16 protein-coding genes are annotated in these 14,938 nt (G+C 57.4%); 8 read left to right on the plus strand and 8 right to left on the minus strand.

The genetic code is table 11. The features are described 5' to 3' along the window. Positions 1-18 precede the first annotated feature (18 nt). Entirely contained in the window at positions 19-912 is an 894-nt protein-coding gene (locus tag ABJM11_RS03080) for an alpha/beta hydrolase (RefSeq protein WP_348294709.1), read from the minus strand. Between the two features lie 182 nt (positions 913-1,094). Between ABJM11_RS03080 and ABJM11_RS03085 the strand changes: the two genes are divergently transcribed. Continuing rightward, complete coding sequence (locus ABJM11_RS03085; protein WP_348294708.1) at positions 1,095-2,114, plus strand: alpha/beta hydrolase; 1,020 nt, start codon at positions 1,095-1,097, stop codon at positions 2,112-2,114. Between the two features lie 63 nt (positions 2,115-2,177). After that, positions 2,178-2,834: an OmpA family protein gene (locus ABJM11_RS03090; RefSeq protein WP_348294707.1), complete on the plus strand. Its 657-nt coding sequence runs from the start codon at positions 2,178-2,180 to the stop codon at positions 2,832-2,834. Between the two features lie 100 nt (positions 2,835-2,934). Here ABJM11_RS03090 and ABJM11_RS03095 read toward each other — a convergent pair whose 3' ends face one another. Beyond that, the gene (locus ABJM11_RS03095; RefSeq protein WP_348294706.1) at positions 2,935-3,219 is read right to left on the minus strand and encodes a hypothetical protein; all 285 of its coding nucleotides are present in this window, start codon (positions 3,217-3,219) and stop codon (positions 2,935-2,937) included. 195 nt (positions 3,220-3,414) lie between these two features. Then, positions 3,415-4,644, minus strand: a complete 1,230-nt coding sequence (serA, locus tag ABJM11_RS03100) for a phosphoglycerate dehydrogenase (protein WP_348294704.1) — start codon at positions 4,642-4,644, stop codon at positions 3,415-3,417. A gap of 179 nt (positions 4,645-4,823) precedes the next feature. On the opposite strand from serA, the gene ABJM11_RS03105 reads away from it, so the two are divergent. The 4 genes from ABJM11_RS03105 (at position 4,824) to mscL (ending at position 8,014) form a co-directional block, all read left to right on the plus strand. Beyond that, a complete protein-coding gene (locus ABJM11_RS03105; RefSeq protein ID WP_348294703.1) occupies positions 4,824-6,227 on the plus strand; it encodes an FAD-binding oxidoreductase in 1,404 nt (467 codons plus the stop codon). 41 nt (positions 6,228-6,268) lie between these two features. Further along, positions 6,269-6,775 (plus strand): DUF2244 domain-containing protein, encoded by a 507-nt coding sequence (locus ABJM11_RS03110; RefSeq protein ID WP_348294702.1) that lies wholly within the window; start codon positions 6,269-6,271, stop codon positions 6,773-6,775. A 36-nt stretch (positions 6,776-6,811) separates the two neighbouring features. After that, positions 6,812-7,495: a Sir2 family NAD-dependent protein deacetylase gene (locus ABJM11_RS03115; RefSeq protein WP_348294701.1), complete on the plus strand. Its 684-nt coding sequence runs from the start codon at positions 6,812-6,814 to the stop codon at positions 7,493-7,495. Positions 7,496-7,606: 111 nt separating this feature from the next. Beyond that, positions 7,607-8,014: a large-conductance mechanosensitive channel protein MscL gene (gene mscL, locus ABJM11_RS03120; RefSeq protein WP_348294700.1), complete on the plus strand. Its 408-nt coding sequence runs from the start codon at positions 7,607-7,609 to the stop codon at positions 8,012-8,014. 33 nt (positions 8,015-8,047) lie between these two features. On the opposite strand, the gene ABJM11_RS03125 is transcribed toward mscL, so the two are convergent. From ABJM11_RS03125 to ABJM11_RS03145, 5 genes are all read right to left on the minus strand, one after another. Beyond that, positions 8,048-9,364, minus strand: a complete 1,317-nt coding sequence (locus ABJM11_RS03125) for an AarF/ABC1/UbiB kinase family protein (protein WP_348294699.1) — start codon at positions 9,362-9,364, stop codon at positions 8,048-8,050. 62 nt (positions 9,365-9,426) lie between these two features. Continuing rightward, the gene (locus ABJM11_RS03130; protein WP_348294698.1) at positions 9,427-10,089 is read right to left on the minus strand and encodes a fumarylacetoacetate hydrolase family protein; all 663 of its coding nucleotides are present in this window, start codon (positions 10,087-10,089) and stop codon (positions 9,427-9,429) included. A gap of 39 nt (positions 10,090-10,128) precedes the next feature. Then, the gene (locus ABJM11_RS03135) at positions 10,129-10,671 is read right to left on the minus strand and encodes an adenine phosphoribosyltransferase (RefSeq protein WP_292016654.1); all 543 of its coding nucleotides are present in this window, start codon (positions 10,669-10,671) and stop codon (positions 10,129-10,131) included. Positions 10,672-10,698: 27 nt separating this feature from the next. After that, entirely contained in the window at positions 10,699-11,997 is a 1,299-nt protein-coding gene (locus tag ABJM11_RS03140; protein ID WP_348294696.1) for an NCS2 family permease, read from the minus strand. Between the two features lie 130 nt (positions 11,998-12,127). Beyond that, positions 12,128-12,745 carry a trimeric intracellular cation channel family protein gene (locus ABJM11_RS03145; RefSeq protein ID WP_348294695.1) on the minus strand — a complete coding sequence of 206 codons (618 nt, stop codon included), beginning with the start codon at positions 12,743-12,745 and terminating at the stop codon, positions 12,128-12,130. Between the two features lie 232 nt (positions 12,746-12,977). Between ABJM11_RS03145 and ABJM11_RS03150 the strand changes: the two genes are divergently transcribed. Both ABJM11_RS03150 and ABJM11_RS03155 read left to right on the plus strand, forming a co-directional pair. After that, positions 12,978-13,544: a BLUF domain-containing protein gene (locus tag ABJM11_RS03150; protein ID WP_348294694.1), complete on the plus strand. Its 567-nt coding sequence runs from the start codon at positions 12,978-12,980 to the stop codon at positions 13,542-13,544. Between the two features lie 140 nt (positions 13,545-13,684). Further along, positions 13,685-14,665 (plus strand): NADPH:quinone oxidoreductase family protein, encoded by a 981-nt coding sequence (locus ABJM11_RS03155; RefSeq protein ID WP_348294692.1) that lies wholly within the window; start codon positions 13,685-13,687, stop codon positions 14,663-14,665. The last annotated feature ends 273 nt before the right edge of the window (positions 14,666-14,938 follow it).

The raw sequence follows: 14,938 nt of genomic DNA on the forward strand, positions 1-14,938 counted from the left end.
GACCAGGCTGCCCCGCCATTAACCGGGCAGGTGTCGCCGGATAAACTGGCCTGCTGTTCCCAGTGCTTCGGTTGCCCGGTCCAGCTGGCCGGCGTGTACCTGGAACACATGCCAGAGACTGTTGTAGATTTCCAGGCGGGTTTCAACGCTGTCCCGGTTGGCCGCCTCTGCCAGGCGCTGGGCGTCGTTGAGCAGGATTTCCTGGCTGCCCACCTGGATCAGCAGGGGTGGTAAGCCAGACAAATCCCCGTATACCGGGGACACGTAAGGGGTAGCCACCGGCTCGCTGCCACAATACAGCCGCGCGGCTTTGTCGATCCAGGCTCTCTGCAGGACCGGCTCGCATTCGGGGGCGTACAGGTGTGCATTGGAAAGATCGGTCCATGGCGACATAACCACCACTGACGAGGGCAGCGGCAGTCCCCTGTCACGCAGGCGCATTGCCAGTGCGATAGCGAGCCCACCACCGGCGGAGTCGCCCGCCAAGCTGAGTGACGCTGGCGGATGGCCCTCATCAAGCAGAGCCAGATAAACGGATTCCGCGTCATCCAGGGCTGCCGGGTAAGGGTGTTCCGGGGCCAGCCGGTAGTCAGGTACGATCACCATTGTGCCACTGGCCCTGGCCAGGTGGCCGGTAATTCCGCGGTGGGTTCGCGGGGAACCGATGATATAACCACCGCCATGGAAATACAGCACGACTCCATCCGGGTTGTCACTGTGGCAGACCCGCGTCATGGCAATTCCCTCGGCCTCAATGTCCTCAAAGCGAGTGCCGCGAGGAGGGATCGAGGTCAGGTAGGCCTTGCTCACCAGGCTGCGCTGAATGCCTACCGGAACGGCCGGATGCAGCAAAGGCCGGACCAGGCGGCGCATGGTCTGGCGCAGTCCGGTTTCCAGGGCAGTTTGTATCATTGTTCACTCCGGGGCTGAATGGTTCTGGAATAACGTAGGCGGATGCGACCGCTGCGGCAATGGCCATGGTGCCACCGCTTTAACAGCCGCAAAAGTGTCTTGGTGTGCTAACCTAACGGCTTAGCATCTGGCGGCCAGGCTGGCATTTTTGTACCTATTTGATAACAGGCGTTTAACTCTACGTGTACTGGAAAACAGATACCATAGAAATTCCGAACTGGAACAGGTCATCGTTACTGGACAGGCTGGAGCCATTTGATCCCGAGCGCCGGGAAGCGCTTGGCGAGGATATGACTGCTTACTGCCGATTCTACGGCCTGGATCTCTGGGTGGAGCATCCGGATGTTTCCTACCATCAGGGCTATGTCCTGGCGGACAGGCATCAGGTTATGGTGCACTATTTCCGGCTACCTGATAAAAGCCAGCCCAAAGGCACAGTGTTCGTGCTCCATGGTTACTTTGATCACGTGGGGCTGTACAGCCAGCTGATTGACCGCTGCCTGGGCGCAGGATTTGATGTGCTGGCCTACGATCAGCCGGGCCACGGACTGTCGAGCGGAACGCCGGCAGCGATTGGCAGCTTCCTTGAGTACCAGGCGGTGCTGACGGATGTGATGGCCAATGTGAGAGGCAAGGTGAGGGCGCCGTGGTACGCCGTGGGGCAGAGCACCGGCGGCGCCATCCTGATTGATTATCTGCTGACCAATCACCATACGGCCGAAACCTCCGACTTCCGGCGCGTGGTGTTGCTGGCTCCGCTGATACGCCCGATGGGGTGGCTGGGAGCAAAGGTGCTCCACAGTCTGGTCAAACCGTTTGTTTCACGATGGGCCCGTGTGTTTGGCGCCAATAGTGGAAACTCCCGTTTTCTGACGTTCCTGAAGGAGTATGATCCGCTCCAGGCGAGGGCCGTACACGTGGACTGGGTATCGGCGCTGAGACAGTGGGTGCCCCATATCGAGTCCGCCCGCCCCGTCGATTTTCCGGTGACGGTGGTTCAGGGGGAGAAAGACCTGACCGTCGACTGGCAGCACAATCTGCGGATTATCCGCAATAAATTTGCCGCGGTTAAGGAACTCCGTATCCCCGACGGTCGTCATCATTTAGTGAATGAAGCCCAGGATTTGCAGGCAACGGTATTCAACACCATTGTGGATACCTTTGAAGGCGACCATGACAGCTTCCTTTCGGAAGCCTGTTAGGGAAAACAAAGGGCGCGGACTTGCCGCACTCAGTAATACACAGGAAAGACTCTGGAGAATGCCGTGAAGAAAACAATTGTTGCTTTTGCTGTCGCCACTGTTGGTTTGGGCGGCTGTATGACATACGACCCCTACACCGGGGAAGAGAAAACGTCGAACGCTACCAAGGGCAGTATCATTGGTGCCATTGGCGGCGCGGCCGTGGGCGCGGCAACCTCCAGCAGCAGTGACCGGGGCAAGGGTGCATTGATTGGCGCCGCATCCGGCGCCGCGGTTGGCGGTGGTATCGGCTACTACATGGACAAGCAAGAAGCCGAGTTGCGCCGTAAACTGGAAGGTTCCGGCGTTCGCGTGGTGCGTAACGGCGACGAAATAGAACTGGTCATGCCGGGTAACATCACCTTTGATGTAGACCAGTCCACCATCAAGCCGTCTTTCAGTAACACTCTGGAATCCGTCGCGCTTGTACTGAAGGAATTCGACAAGACCATCATCCAGATCGAAGGCCACACCGACAGCACCGGCTCCAGGGACTACAACCAGTTGCTGAGTGAGCGCCGTGCAAGCTCAGTGCGGGATTTCCTGCTCAACCAGGGCATAGAGCCCAAGCGCACACGGGCAGTAGGTTATGGACCGCGTTATCCCATTGCGTCCAATGACACCGCGTCTGGCCGTGAGCAGAACCGCCGCGTTGAGCTGACACTGGTGCCGATGCAGTAACGGCATGCAGTGACATTGAGAGGCTCCGGACGACCTTTTGTCTGGAGCCGTTCCATCCCTTGCAGAATCCCCTTCTGAAGTTGTCACCTCGATTCGCTATCTAGTTTTTGCCGCCAGGCAACCACTCATCAATCCGCGCCTTCAGGTCGTTCAACTGATCTTCTCCGGAATCCCGAATCTCCGAGATCTTCCTGCGAGCTTCCTCAACCCGGTTTTCCAGGGTCTGAATGCGCTCGGAGAAGTCTTTCTGTATTTCAGCTTCCGCCTGATCATCTTCGGCCTTTGCCATCCTCTCTTCCGCATCCGCCTGCAAGCTTTGTATCTGCTTGCTCCAGTATTCGGTCTGGGTTTCCAGTTTTTTCTGCAATGACTCCTTCAGTGACATGAGATGCTCCCTGGAGTGAATGTGCTACGACTGTTAAAGCGTTCATTTCCATCATGGCTGCATCTGGAGACATCTCAAGGGTAAAATCCTCAAAATTACTTCAAAAGGCGATCAGCCCCGGGACTTGGCCTGATTGGCCATAAAAAAGCCGGGACTTTTCAGCCCCGGCTTTCTGTCATGCGGTACGTGCCTTAATCAGAACAGTACCCGGCAGCGGATGGTGCCTTTTACTTTCAACAGCTTTTCCAGCGCCAGCTCGCCGTATTCCTTGTCGACGTCGATCACCACATAACCGATATCTTCCTTGGTTTGCAGGTACTGGCCGCAGATGTTGATCCCGTTTTCCGAGAACACCTGGTTGATTTCCGACATCACGCCTGGCACGTTCTCGTGGATATGCAGCAGACGATGCTGGTTCGGGTGCGAGGGTAACGCCACTTCCGGGAAGTTCACGGAGGAAACAGAGGTGCCGTTGTCGCTGTACATGGCCAGCTTCTCTGCCACTTCGCGCCCAATATTCTCCTGGGCCTCGATGGTGGAGCCTCCGACGTGCGGGGTCAGGATGACGTTATCGAACTCCCGCAGCGGGGAGATAAACTCTTCGTCGTTGGACTTGGGTTCAACCGGGAACACGTCGATAGCCGCGCCGAGAAGTTTGCCGCTTCCAAGAGCATCCGCCAGGGCGTCGATATCAACCACAGTGCCCCGGGAGGCGTTCATCAGGATACTGCCAGGCTTCATCTGGGCGAACTGCTCGGCCTTGAACATGTACTTGGTGGCCGGCGTTTCCGGTACGTGCAGGCTGACCACGTCACAGGTGTTCAGCAGCTCCTGCATGGTACCGACCTGGGTGGCGTTGCCGATGGAGAGCTTCGATACCACATCGTAAAAGTAGACATCCATGCCCAGGCCTTCCGCCAGCACACTGAACTGGGTACCGATGTTGCCGTAACCGATGATGCCGAGCTTCTTGCCACGGATTTCATAGCTGTCTTTGGCCGACTTCAGCCACTCGCCGCGATGCGCCTTGGCATTTTTCTCCGGCACGCCGCGAAGCAGAAGAATGGCTTGGGCAAGAACCAGTTCCGCCACACTGCGCGTATTGGAAAAGGGTGCGTTGAAAACAGCAATGCCGCGACGGGTTGCGGCCTGAAGGTTAACCTGATTGGTGCCGATGCAGAAGCAGCCCACCGCCACCAGTTTCTGGGCGGCCTCGAATACCTTCTCGGTCAGCTGGGTGCGTGAGCGGATACCCACAAAATGAGCGTCAGCGATTTTTTCAATCAGCTCATCTTCGGCCAGCGAGTGAGTCAGATACTCGATATTCGTATAACCTGCGGCATTCAGCGTATCAATGGCCGACTGGTGCACGCCTTCGAGCAGCAGTATGCGGATTTTGCTCTTTTCAAGAGACGTATTTGACATGGGCTTGCTTCCGAACCTTTCGTCACGTGAAATGACCCGCGAGCACCGCTGTTGGCGGGCGGGCTCACAGAACAGGGGCGGTATGATACCATAAACAGAGATTTTCACAGCGCGTCAGGTTACCTGAATCAACTTCGCCTGCTGGCGCCCTGACTAACCTTTGCGAGACCGGACTACCCATGAACTCTGAACAGATCGTTGCCTCCCTTCGCGCCCTGATGGAAACGGGCCCAGCACCCGGGAAAGTGCTGACCGACCCGGCCGACCTGGAAAACTACGGCAAGGACTGGACCAGGATCTATCCGCCCAAACCGGTGGCTATCGTACTGCCAAAAACCACCGAGCAGGTGCAGGTACTGGTAAAGTTCGCCAATGAAAATCAGGTAGCACTGGTTCCTTCGGGCGGACGTACGGGCCTGAGTGCCGGCGCCGTCGCCGCCAATGGTGAGGTTGTGGTGGCGTTTGACAACATGAACCAGATCCTGGATTTCAGCGCCAGTGACCGCACCGTTAAATGCCAGGCAGGCGTGGTGACTGAGCAGCTTCAGAATTTTGCGGAAGAAAACGGCCTTTATTACCCGGTGGATTTTGCCTCTGCCGGTTCCAGCCAGCTTGGCGGTAACCTGTCCACCAATGCCGGCGGTATCAAAGTGATCCGCTACGGCATGAGCCGGGACTGGGTCGCCGGCCTCAAGGTCGTCACCGGCAAGGGCGATATTCTCGACCTGAACAAGGATCTCGAGAAGAACAATACCGGGTATGACCTGCGCCACCTGTTTATTGGTGCTGAAGGGACCCTGGGGTTCATTACCGAGGCCACCATGAAGCTGTCGCGCAAGCCGGACAACCTGACGGTTCTGGTGCTGGGTCTGAACGACCTCACCAACACCATGGATGTGCTGCAGACCTTCCAGAAGCAGATTGATCTGACCGCTTATGAGTTCTTTTCCCACCAGGCCATGGGGCATGTCCTGGCCCACGGCCAGGTGCAGGCCCCCTTCGATACCGAAGCACCCTATTATGCGCTGCTGGAGTTCGAGGCGGTGTCTGATCAGGTGATGGACGACGCGATGACACTGTTCGAGCAGTGCGTCGAGAACGGCTGGGTGCTGGACGGGGTGATCAGCCAGAACGAAACCCAGGCTCAGAACCTTTGGCAACTGCGGGAACGCATTTCCGAGTCCATTGCGCCGCGTACGCCGTATAAGAATGATATTTCCGTGGTGGTTTCCCGCGTACCGGGCTTCCTGGAGGAAATTGATGCCGTAGTGGCAGAGCACTATCCGGATTTTGAAATCATCTGGTTCGGCCACATCGGCGATGGCAACCTGCATCTGAATATCCTCAAGCCGGAAGACATGGCCAGGGAGGATTTCTTCGAGAAGTGCCAGCAGGTGAACAAATGGGTCTTCGAGATTGTCGAGCGCTATCAGGGCAGCGTATCTGCCGAACATGGCGTTGGCATGACCAAGAAAGCGTATCTGGAGTACACCCGCAGCGCCGCTGAAATTGACTACCTGAGGGGCATCAAGCAGGTCTTCGATCCCAACCGGGTGATGAATCCCGGCAAGATCTTCGACTGACGGTGCCCAGGCGGTGAGGGTGGTTCCCGGGAGTAACCGCAATGGTAGAACAGCTTTCCCGAGATGAAGGCGACTGTTTTCTCCTGACCCCCAACCAGTCCATGACGTGGAAGGGAAACATCCGCGTCTGGCTGGCCGCTGTCTTCCTTCAACTGATGATCTCTACCGGAATGGTCCTGGCAGGGGCATGGCCGGTGTTGCCATTTGCCGGCCTGGAACTGACAGCGCTGGCAGCCGGGTTTTACTACACCTCCCGCAAATGCCAGAAACGGGAAGTGCTCACCTTCTCCCCGGAGCTGATCCGGCTTGAAAAAGGTCTTACCCGCAAGGAAAAAGAGTGGAAACTGCCTCGTCGCCATACCCGCGTGTGGCAGGATGTGCCCCGCCACCCCTGGACACCCCCCAAGCTGCACCTGCAGTTCCGGGGAGAGCAAATTTGCCTCGCGCCTTTCCTGAATATTGATGACACAGAAGAATTGGTTGCTATCCTTGAAAAGCATGGGCTCAGAGTGGAAAAACGGCGCAGGCCCGAGAAGCTCTGGTTCTGAAGTATCCATCCACAGGAAGACCAGAAGTGGTGCTTTATGAAAGATCACATTGTGGTTCTGACCGGTGCGGGCATGAGTGCCGAAAGCGGCCTCTCCACGTTCCGCGATAATGGCGGGCTTTGGGAGCAGCACAGCGTTTATGACGTTGCTACCCCGGAGGCGTTTACCCGGAACCAGGAACTGGTGTTGCGTTTTTACAATGAGCGCCGCCGGCAACTGGAGTCGGCACAACCTAATGAAGCCCATCGCCTGTTGGCGGAGCTGGAGCGACACTACCGGGTCACCATTATCACCCAGAATGTGGACAACCTGCACGAGCGGGGCGGCTCGAGCAATGTCATCCACCTGCACGGGGAACTCACCAAAGCCCGCAGTTCAAAGTATCCCGAACTGGTCTACGATATCGGCTTCCGGGATATCCAGTCCGGTGACACCTGCGAACGCGGTGCCCAGCTTCGGCCGCATATCGTGTGGTTTGGCGAAGAGGTGCCGATGATTGAGGTCGCAGCAGAGATAGTGTCCACCGCCGATTACCTGCTGATCGTGGGCACATCCCTGCAGGTCTATCCCGCCGCAGGCCTGGTGGACCTGGTGGATTTCGATGTGCCGGTGACGGTGATTGACCCCGGTGAGACTGCGCACCTCACCAGGGCGAGGGTTATTCGCAAGGGGGCCTGCGAGGGCGTATCCCAGTGGGTGGCCGGACTTGGATGCCGCTGATTCCCGGCAGTGATCGCCCGAAACTCCGCTACAATTCAATGACGCTCGTGCGAGCGTGCCCTCTGCTGTCTTAAAGGGCCAACCGGGTCTGGTATCAGGGAGTTGATTACGATGAGCATCGTAAAGGAGTTCAAGGAGTTTGCAGTCAAGGGTAACGTCATGGATATGGCGGTGGGGATTATCATCGGTGTCGCATTTGGCAAGATTGTGTCGTCGTTTGTTGCCGATGTCATGATGCCACCAATCGGGCTACTTATTGGAGGAGTGGATTTTTCCAACCTCGTTATTACACTCAAAGCCGCCGAGGAAGGTGCGGAGGCAGTTGCACTCCGCTATGGCGTCTTTATTCAGGCCGTTTTCGATTTTGTTATCGTCGCGCTTGCCGTTTTCATCGCCGTGAGGGCACTGAACAGCCTGCGTAAAAAGGAAGCGGAAACCCCGGCCGCTCCGCCTGCTCCTTCAGCGCAGGAGCAGCTATTGATGGAAATCCGGGATTTGCTGAAACAGAAACCCGAGTAGTTTTTTTGCCACTCTGCCGGGCCGGGTGACCACTCAGTCCGGCGTTTGCCGAAGGTATTTTTCCAGCTCTTCCCGAAATGCCGCCTGCACACCCAGCCGCTTCATCATCCAGTAATGCCCGGCAATCATGCGGTCGATGAAGATGCTTTCCACCGGTGGTTTGAAATAATCCAGGTACTTGAACACGGTCGTGGTCTTGGCGGCGACGTCCTTGTGAAGCTCCGAGTCAGCGAAATCATAGGGTGTGTCACTACGGAACGGCTGAATGAGGATGTCCCGCCACATGGCATAGTAGGCTTCGTCCACCGCCGGCTGGGATTCCACGCGAGCGCCCAGGGCAATCAGGTGTTGATCCAGGGCGGCGTAGTCTTCCTCAAGGGCCGAGATGAGGGCGTTGCGATAGGCCTCGACAATCTCCGGCTTCAGTTTTTTCACGCAGCCGAAGTCGTAGAGAATAATGGTGCCGTCCGGCCGGTAGGCGAAGTTGCCGGCGTGGGGGTCGCCATGGATGCACTGGTAGCGGAAAAGCTGGTCCGCCATCATGGTGAAGATGCGGTGGCCGATCAGGTTAACGGTGCCCTGATCGTATTTTTCCGGGGTGACTTCGCTGATATGGTCGCCTTCCACCAGTTCCATGGTGAGCACCCGCCGTGATGAATGGCTTTCGAACACCGTTGGAATAACCACCCAGTCGTCGTTGGCATGGAATGACTGGAAGAGTTCCAGGTTGCGGGCCTCGTTCTCGTAGTCCAGTTCTTCCTTGAGCCGCACCCGGATTTCACCGAACAGCTGATCCACATGTTCCTTGGGCATCCGCAGCAGTCCACCCAGTTTCAGCGCCATTCGCAACTGTTTCAGGTCGCTGTCGCAGGATTCGTCCACCCCCGGGTATTGAACTTTGACGATCACATCGGTGCCGTCATGCAGGCGGGCCCGGTGGACCTGACCAATGGAAGCCGCGGCATAGGGCTTTTCCTGCAGGTACTCGAACAGTTCCGAAACTGGCTTGCCCAGTTCGCTCTCGACCTGGCCGACAATCACCTCGAAGGGCATGGGGGGGGCTTCTTTCTGCAGTCGCTCCAGGGCGTCGGAAAACTCTTTGGGCAGGAGGTCCTGGGTCTGGGAAGCGATTTGCCCGACCTTCATTACCGCGCCTTTAAGCTCGCCCAATGTGTCGACGATCTGGTCCGCCATACGGGTGTAGCTTTCCGAGCGGGCGCCTTCATTGTCTTCCTCACTGCGAAATATCCGGCGCGCACGCTGCCCGGCATATTGCCCGGCCACAGAGGCCGTCATGCCTGCCAGTCTGAAAAATCGTCCGCTGCGGGTGGTAACCGGTTTCTTTGCCATGCCTGATATACGTCCTGTAAAGCCAATGGACCTGAGGTTGATTACAGTATCCTGCGCCCAGACTAGAGCACGGTGGTCTCCACAAACAAGGCATCTTCCAGTTCCAGGGATAATATCTGGCCGGAAACGAGAGGTCCGACGCCCTTTGGCGTGCCGGTGAGGACCACATCGCCGGGCATCAGTGTGAACTGGCTGCTCATATAGGCGATCAGCGGTACGATCGGGTTCAGCATATCCCGGGTGTCGCCGGTTTGCTGGCGCTCCCGGTTGATATCCAGGGTGAAGGTCAGGTGGTCCCGGCGAAGGCGGTCAACGGAAACGAATGGTGACAGAGGGCAGGCGCCGTCAAAGGCTTTCGCTCGCTCCCAGGGCTGCCCTTTTTCCTTGAGCCGGGATTGCACATCCCGAAGGGTCAGGTCCAGGGCCAGGCCGTAGCCGAGAATGGCGCCTTCGGCCTCGCTGGCTGAGGCATTGGTCAGCGGCCGGCCGATCAATACCGCCAGCTCGGTTTCAAAATGGACGTCACCCCGGTCCCTGGGGAAGTCCAGAGGGCGGGTAATGTGCACTGCCGAAGTTGCCGGCTTGATGAAGAGCAGGGGCTCATCCGGTACAGGGTTATTCAGTTCCCGGGCGTGCTCCGCGTAATTGCGGCCAATGCAGACTATCTTGCCCAGCGGCAGGTGAACCGGGGTCCCGTCTTTCCAGTGGTGCTGATAGTCAGGCATGGCTGCTCCCGTAAATATGATGAGGGGAGCTGACGCTCCCTAGTCGCCTTCAAACGAACACACAGTATAAACCTTCAGCCCTTCTTCCTGCAGCTTGCGTGAACCGCCCAGGTCGGGAAGGTCGATCATGGCGGCCACTTCCACAATCTCGGCGCCAATACGGCGGATCAGGCGCGAGGCCGCCAGCATGGTGCCGCCGGTGGCAATCAGGTCATCGACCAGAACCACATTGTCGCCGGGTTTGAAAGCGTCTTTGTGCAGTTCCACAGACGCTGTGCCGTACTCCAGTTCGTAGTCTTCCACCAGGGTGTCGAACGGCAGTTTGCCTTTCTTGCGGACCAGCACCAGCGAGGCATTGAGCTCGTAAGCGAGGGCGGAGCCTATGATGAAACCACGGGCATCCACGGCCGCCACGGCATCGATCTTGTGGCCATGGTATCGGTGTACGAAGGCATCGATCAGCTTGCGGAACGCGGTGCGGTCCTGCAGTACGGTGGTGATATCGCGAAAGGCGACCCCTGGCTTGGGCCAGTCAGGCACCGTGCGAATGGCTTTCTTGATGCTTTCTGCAAAGTAGTCCATAGCGTGTCCGGGCTCTGAAAACGCGGCTTACGCCACGTCCAGGAAAGTGAATTTCAGGATGAAGACGACGGCGATGATCACCACGCTGGCGTTCAGGTCCGACCAGCGGCCACTTAACGCTTTCAGAAGGGCGTAGGTGATGAACCCCAGGGCAATGCCATTGGCGATGGAAAAGGTCAGCGGCATCATCAGTGCGGTCACAACCGCTGGAGCGGCTTCGGTGACATCGTCCCAGTCTATCAGTTTCAACCCACTGGCCATCAGCACTGCAACGTACAGCAGAGCCGGGGCGGTGGCATAGGCCGGTATGATACTGGCAATGGGCGACAGCAGCAGGCACGCCATGAACAGGGCGGCGACAACAACCGCCGTCAGGCCGGTGCGGCCTCCGGCGGTAATGCCGGCGGTGGATTCAATGTAGCTGGTGGTTGTGGATGTCCCCAGGGCAGCGCCGGACATGGTTGCCACGGAATCTGACATCAGCGCGCGACCAAGACGGGGCAGTTTGCCGTTCTTGTCCAGCAACCCGCCGCGTTGGGCCGCGCCAATCAGGGTGCCGGAGGTGTCGAACAGGTCGACGAACAGGAAGGCGAAGATAACGCTGATCATGCCTACATTCAGCGCACCGGCCAGGTCCAGTTGCATGAAGGTGGGCGCCAGGCTGGGAGGTGCTGAAACGAAGCCGTCGTATTCCACCATGCCCAGCGCCATCGCAGCGGCGGTCACGGCGATAATACCAATCATCACCGCACCAGTGATCTGCCGGAATGACAGGGCGCAGATCAGTACGAAACCGCCAAAGAACAGCAGGCTCTCCGCCACCTTGACGTCGCCAAGACCTACCAGGGTTGCAGGGTTATCGATAACGATTCCGGCATTTTTAAGGGCAATGAGGGCCAGAAAAAAACCGATGCCCGCCGAAATACCGAAGCGCAGGGACAGGGGAATGCTGTTGATGATCCATTCCCGGACCCTGAAGAGGCTCAGCAGGAAAAAGATGAAACCGGAGATGAACACCGCCCCCAGTGCCACCTGCCAGCTGTAGCCCATGCTGCCAACGACGGTGAACGAGAAGAACGCATTCAGGCCCATGCCGGGGGCGAGAGCGATCGGGTAGTTGGCCCATAGCCCCATGATCATGGTGCCAATGGTGGCTGCCAGGCAGGTAGCAACAAACACGGCACCGAAGTCCATGCCGGTGGCAGAGAGAATGCTGGGGTTGACCACGATGATATAAGCCATGGTCAGGAAGGTGGTAAAGCCCGCAATCACTTCTTGACGAACAGTGGTGCCATGGGCCTGGAGCTGGAATAGTCGTTCGAGCATGACGGGTGACTGCCTCACAGGATGCTGAATGGGGATTGAAAGAATCGGATTCAGGAGTTGCGTGAAAAAACGGCAATGTTACCGGCTGGAGCCGTCAACGCCAAGGGACGATTCAACATTGGCAGGCTGCTTAACTCTGATGTCTGTCCCGTTGCAGGCGAATATCGAAGCGTACGGCCAGCATACGGGTGATGGTAATGAACAGTAAGCCGGCAGTCAGGGCCAGTGCCTCACTCTCCAGCAGCCACTGGCAGACGAAGTAAAGCCAGCAACCGGCAAAGGAGATAGAGGCGTAAACCTGGTCCTTGCGGAAAATGTAAGGCACTTCATTACAGAGGGTATCGCGCAGTGCACCGCCAAAGGTGCCGGTCATTACGCCCAGTAGCGACGCCACAAACCAGGAATGACCAAGATCCAGCGCAAGCTGGGCACCAAGGATGGAAAAAACGCCCAGGCCAATAGCGTCGGGGAATACAATCCGGGATTCGCGGATGCGTTCGGCGCGGTGCCAGTAGCTGAATATGACCGCCATACCCAGGATCAGAATCGGCTGCTCCTGATGCTGGATCCAGTACAATGGATGGTTGTCCATCATCAGGTCCCGCAGGGTGCCGCCGCCAAGTGCGGTGACAAAACCGATCGTGAATATACCCACCGGATCCATATTCTTGGATCTCGCCACAATCATGCCGGAGATCGCGAAGGCAACCACGCCGATCATTTCAAGCACGTAGATAATATCGAACATGTCTGGCCCTGAGGGAGCAACGAAGGAGAGGTGTCAGCCCGGATACAGTGCGCGCAGGATAGCGGAAAAGGCGGGCGGATTCATCCTGGCAATGGTGTAGGGGCGGAGGCTGCTGAACGGTGATGACGGCGCCCGAATGACAGACCCATACGAACGTCTATGATCCATCTTCTACGTTTGAGACGTATTTCACACCTACCTTAACCGTTTGATGCAGTACGGAGTGAATATTATGTCCCTGATACGTCTGGCTTATGCCAGTGAAGCCACTTTCAAGGCCAAGCCTGTGGAAAAAGGGGTAGAACCCAACGTTGCCCGGATTCTGATGGAGTCCCGGAGGAATAACGCCAGAAGGGAAATCGTTGGCGGCCTCTATTACGGCGATGATCAGTTTTTCCAGTATCTTGAAGGCGAGGAAGAGGCCGTTCGCAACCTCTACGACCGCATCGCCAGTGACGGGCGGCACCGCAATATCATTACGCTTCTGGAAGAGCCGATCGACGCCCGGACGTTCACCAACTGGTCCATGAAATACGTGCCACTGTCGTCCGACGTAAACCTGTTTCTGGACGAGCAGGGAATGAGTAAATTTCGACCGTCAGGGTTCAATCGTGGTCAGTGTGAGGAAATGATCACCCTGATCAGGAACTCCAGCCAGGACGGCCGGGTCGTCAGCCATGACGGCGAACGCAGCAACAGAAACAGGCAGTCAGTTATTCCCAAGGGCATTCTTGCGGGTCTCATTGCTGCTGCGATCTGCCTGGTCGGTGCAATGGCCTATGTAGGTACCATGCTCTGACGCCGGGCCTTCGGAGACATTAGCAGCGCTTATTCAGTGGGATAAGATTTCTTTATTTGCTTCATGACGCGACTCTGTTTAGGTTGATAACCATCAACTGCAGTCATCCTTTATCGATCGTCGATCAACGGAGTCATAACATGAGAGCGATTCTCTGCAAAGAATACGGCCCTGCGGACAAACTGGTGATAGAAGACGTTGCCAGCCCCGTGGCCAACGGCCATGGTGTGAAGGTCCGGGTAAAGGCCGCAGGCCTTAATTTTCCGGACACCCTGATCATCGAAGGGAAGTATCAGCTCAAACCCACCATGCCGTTCTCGCCCGGTGGAGAGATGGCCGGAGAGGTCATCGAAGTGGGCGAAAAAGTGACCCGTTTCAAGCCGGGCGACCGGGTTGCCGGCCTTACCGGTTATGGCGCCTTTGCCGAAGAAGTGGTGGTTCCAGAACAGAATATCCTGCCCATTCCCGAATCCATGTCTGACGAGAAGGCCGCGGCTTTCTCCATGGTTTATGGCACTTCCTATTATGCTCTCAAGCAACGGGCCAACATCCAGCCCGGTGAAACCCTGCTGGTGCTGGGTGCCAGCGGCGGCGTTGGCCTTGCCACAGTCGAGCTGGGCAAGACCATGGGCGCTCATGTGATCGCGGCGGCAAGCACGGCTGAGAAGCTGGCGGTGGCGAAGGAAGCCGGTGCCGATGAGCTCATTAACTACACCGAAGAGCCGCTGAAAGACGCCGTCAAACGACTGACCAACAGCAAGGGTGTGGATGTTATCTACGACCCGGTGGGCGGTGAATTCACCGAACAGGCCCTGCGAGCCATGGCCTGGAACGGTCGCCATCTGATTATCGGATTCGCGGCTGGTGACATCCCGAAGATTCCTGCGAACCTGACCCTGCTGAAAGGCTGTTCGGTAGTGGGTGTCTTCTGGGGCAGCTTCACCCAGCGTGAGCCTCAGAACAGCGCTCAGAACATGATGGAACTGCTGAAGCTGTTCTCCGAGGGCAAGATTAACCCGAGAATCAGTGAGGTTTACGAATTCGAGGATTACGAGAAGGCGCTTGGTGCGCTGACCGGGCGCACGGCTACCGGGAAGATCGTTCTTAAGGTTGGTTCTTGAGTTCTGGCCTTTGAGTTGACCCCGGGGTTTTGGGCCTAGCCTGTTTGTCTTGGTGCATGGCCGGGGCTGAGGGGCCCTCCACAAAAACGCTACGAGCACATCCATGTGCGCTTGACTCCGGCCGTCCCTGGCCGGAGACATTTTGTGGAGGGCCCCTCAGCCCCGGCCGGAAGACCTAGGGAATATCTCTGCCCTTCTGGCGATATCTCGAATAATTAGTCGGCACCGGTGGTAACCCCCTCCCAAAAATGTGCGGAGCCATGGATGGCGGAG

This window comes from Marinobacter sp. (assembly GCF_039977835.1).
In the GTDB taxonomy this organism is placed as follows: domain Bacteria; phylum Pseudomonadota; class Gammaproteobacteria; order Pseudomonadales; family Oleiphilaceae; genus Marinobacter.

Bases quoted from the DNA above. Each gene is read 5' to 3' on its own strand.
- mscL (WP_348294700.1), top strand. From the start codon at position 7,607: ATGAGCATCGTAAAGGAGTTCAAGGAGTTTGCAGTCAAGGGTAACGTC.
- ABJM11_RS03130 (WP_348294698.1), bottom strand. From the start codon at position 10,089: ATGCCTGACTATCAGCACCACTGGAAAGACGGGACCCCGGTTCACCTG.
- ABJM11_RS03155 (WP_348294692.1), top strand. From the start codon at position 13,685: ATGAGAGCGATTCTCTGCAAAGAATACGGCCCTGCGGACAAACTGGTG.
- ABJM11_RS03150 (WP_348294694.1), top strand. From the start codon at position 12,978: ATGTCCCTGATACGTCTGGCTTATGCCAGTGAAGCCACTTTCAAGGCC.
- ABJM11_RS03110 (WP_348294702.1), top strand. From the start codon at position 6,269: ATGGTAGAACAGCTTTCCCGAGATGAAGGCGACTGTTTTCTCCTGACC.
- ABJM11_RS03095 (WP_348294706.1), bottom strand. From the start codon at position 3,219: ATGTCACTGAAGGAGTCATTGCAGAAAAAACTGGAAACCCAGACCGAA.
- ABJM11_RS03140 (WP_348294696.1), bottom strand. From the start codon at position 11,997: ATGCTCGAACGACTATTCCAGCTCCAGGCCCATGGCACCACTGTTCGT.
- ABJM11_RS03115 (WP_348294701.1), top strand. From the start codon at position 6,812: ATGAAAGATCACATTGTGGTTCTGACCGGTGCGGGCATGAGTGCCGAA.
- ABJM11_RS03135 (WP_292016654.1), bottom strand. From the start codon at position 10,671: ATGGACTACTTTGCAGAAAGCATCAAGAAAGCCATTCGCACGGTGCCT.
- ABJM11_RS03105 (WP_348294703.1), top strand. From the start codon at position 4,824: ATGAACTCTGAACAGATCGTTGCCTCCCTTCGCGCCCTGATGGAAACG.
- ABJM11_RS03145 (WP_348294695.1), bottom strand. From the start codon at position 12,745: ATGTTCGATATTATCTACGTGCTTGAAATGATCGGCGTGGTTGCCTTC.
- ABJM11_RS03080 (WP_348294709.1), bottom strand. From the start codon at position 912: ATGATACAAACTGCCCTGGAAACCGGACTGCGCCAGACCATGCGCCGC.
- serA (WP_348294704.1), bottom strand. From the start codon at position 4,644: ATGTCAAATACGTCTCTTGAAAAGAGCAAAATCCGCATACTGCTGCTC.
- ABJM11_RS03125 (WP_348294699.1), bottom strand. From the start codon at position 9,364: ATGGCAAAGAAACCGGTTACCACCCGCAGCGGACGATTTTTCAGACTG.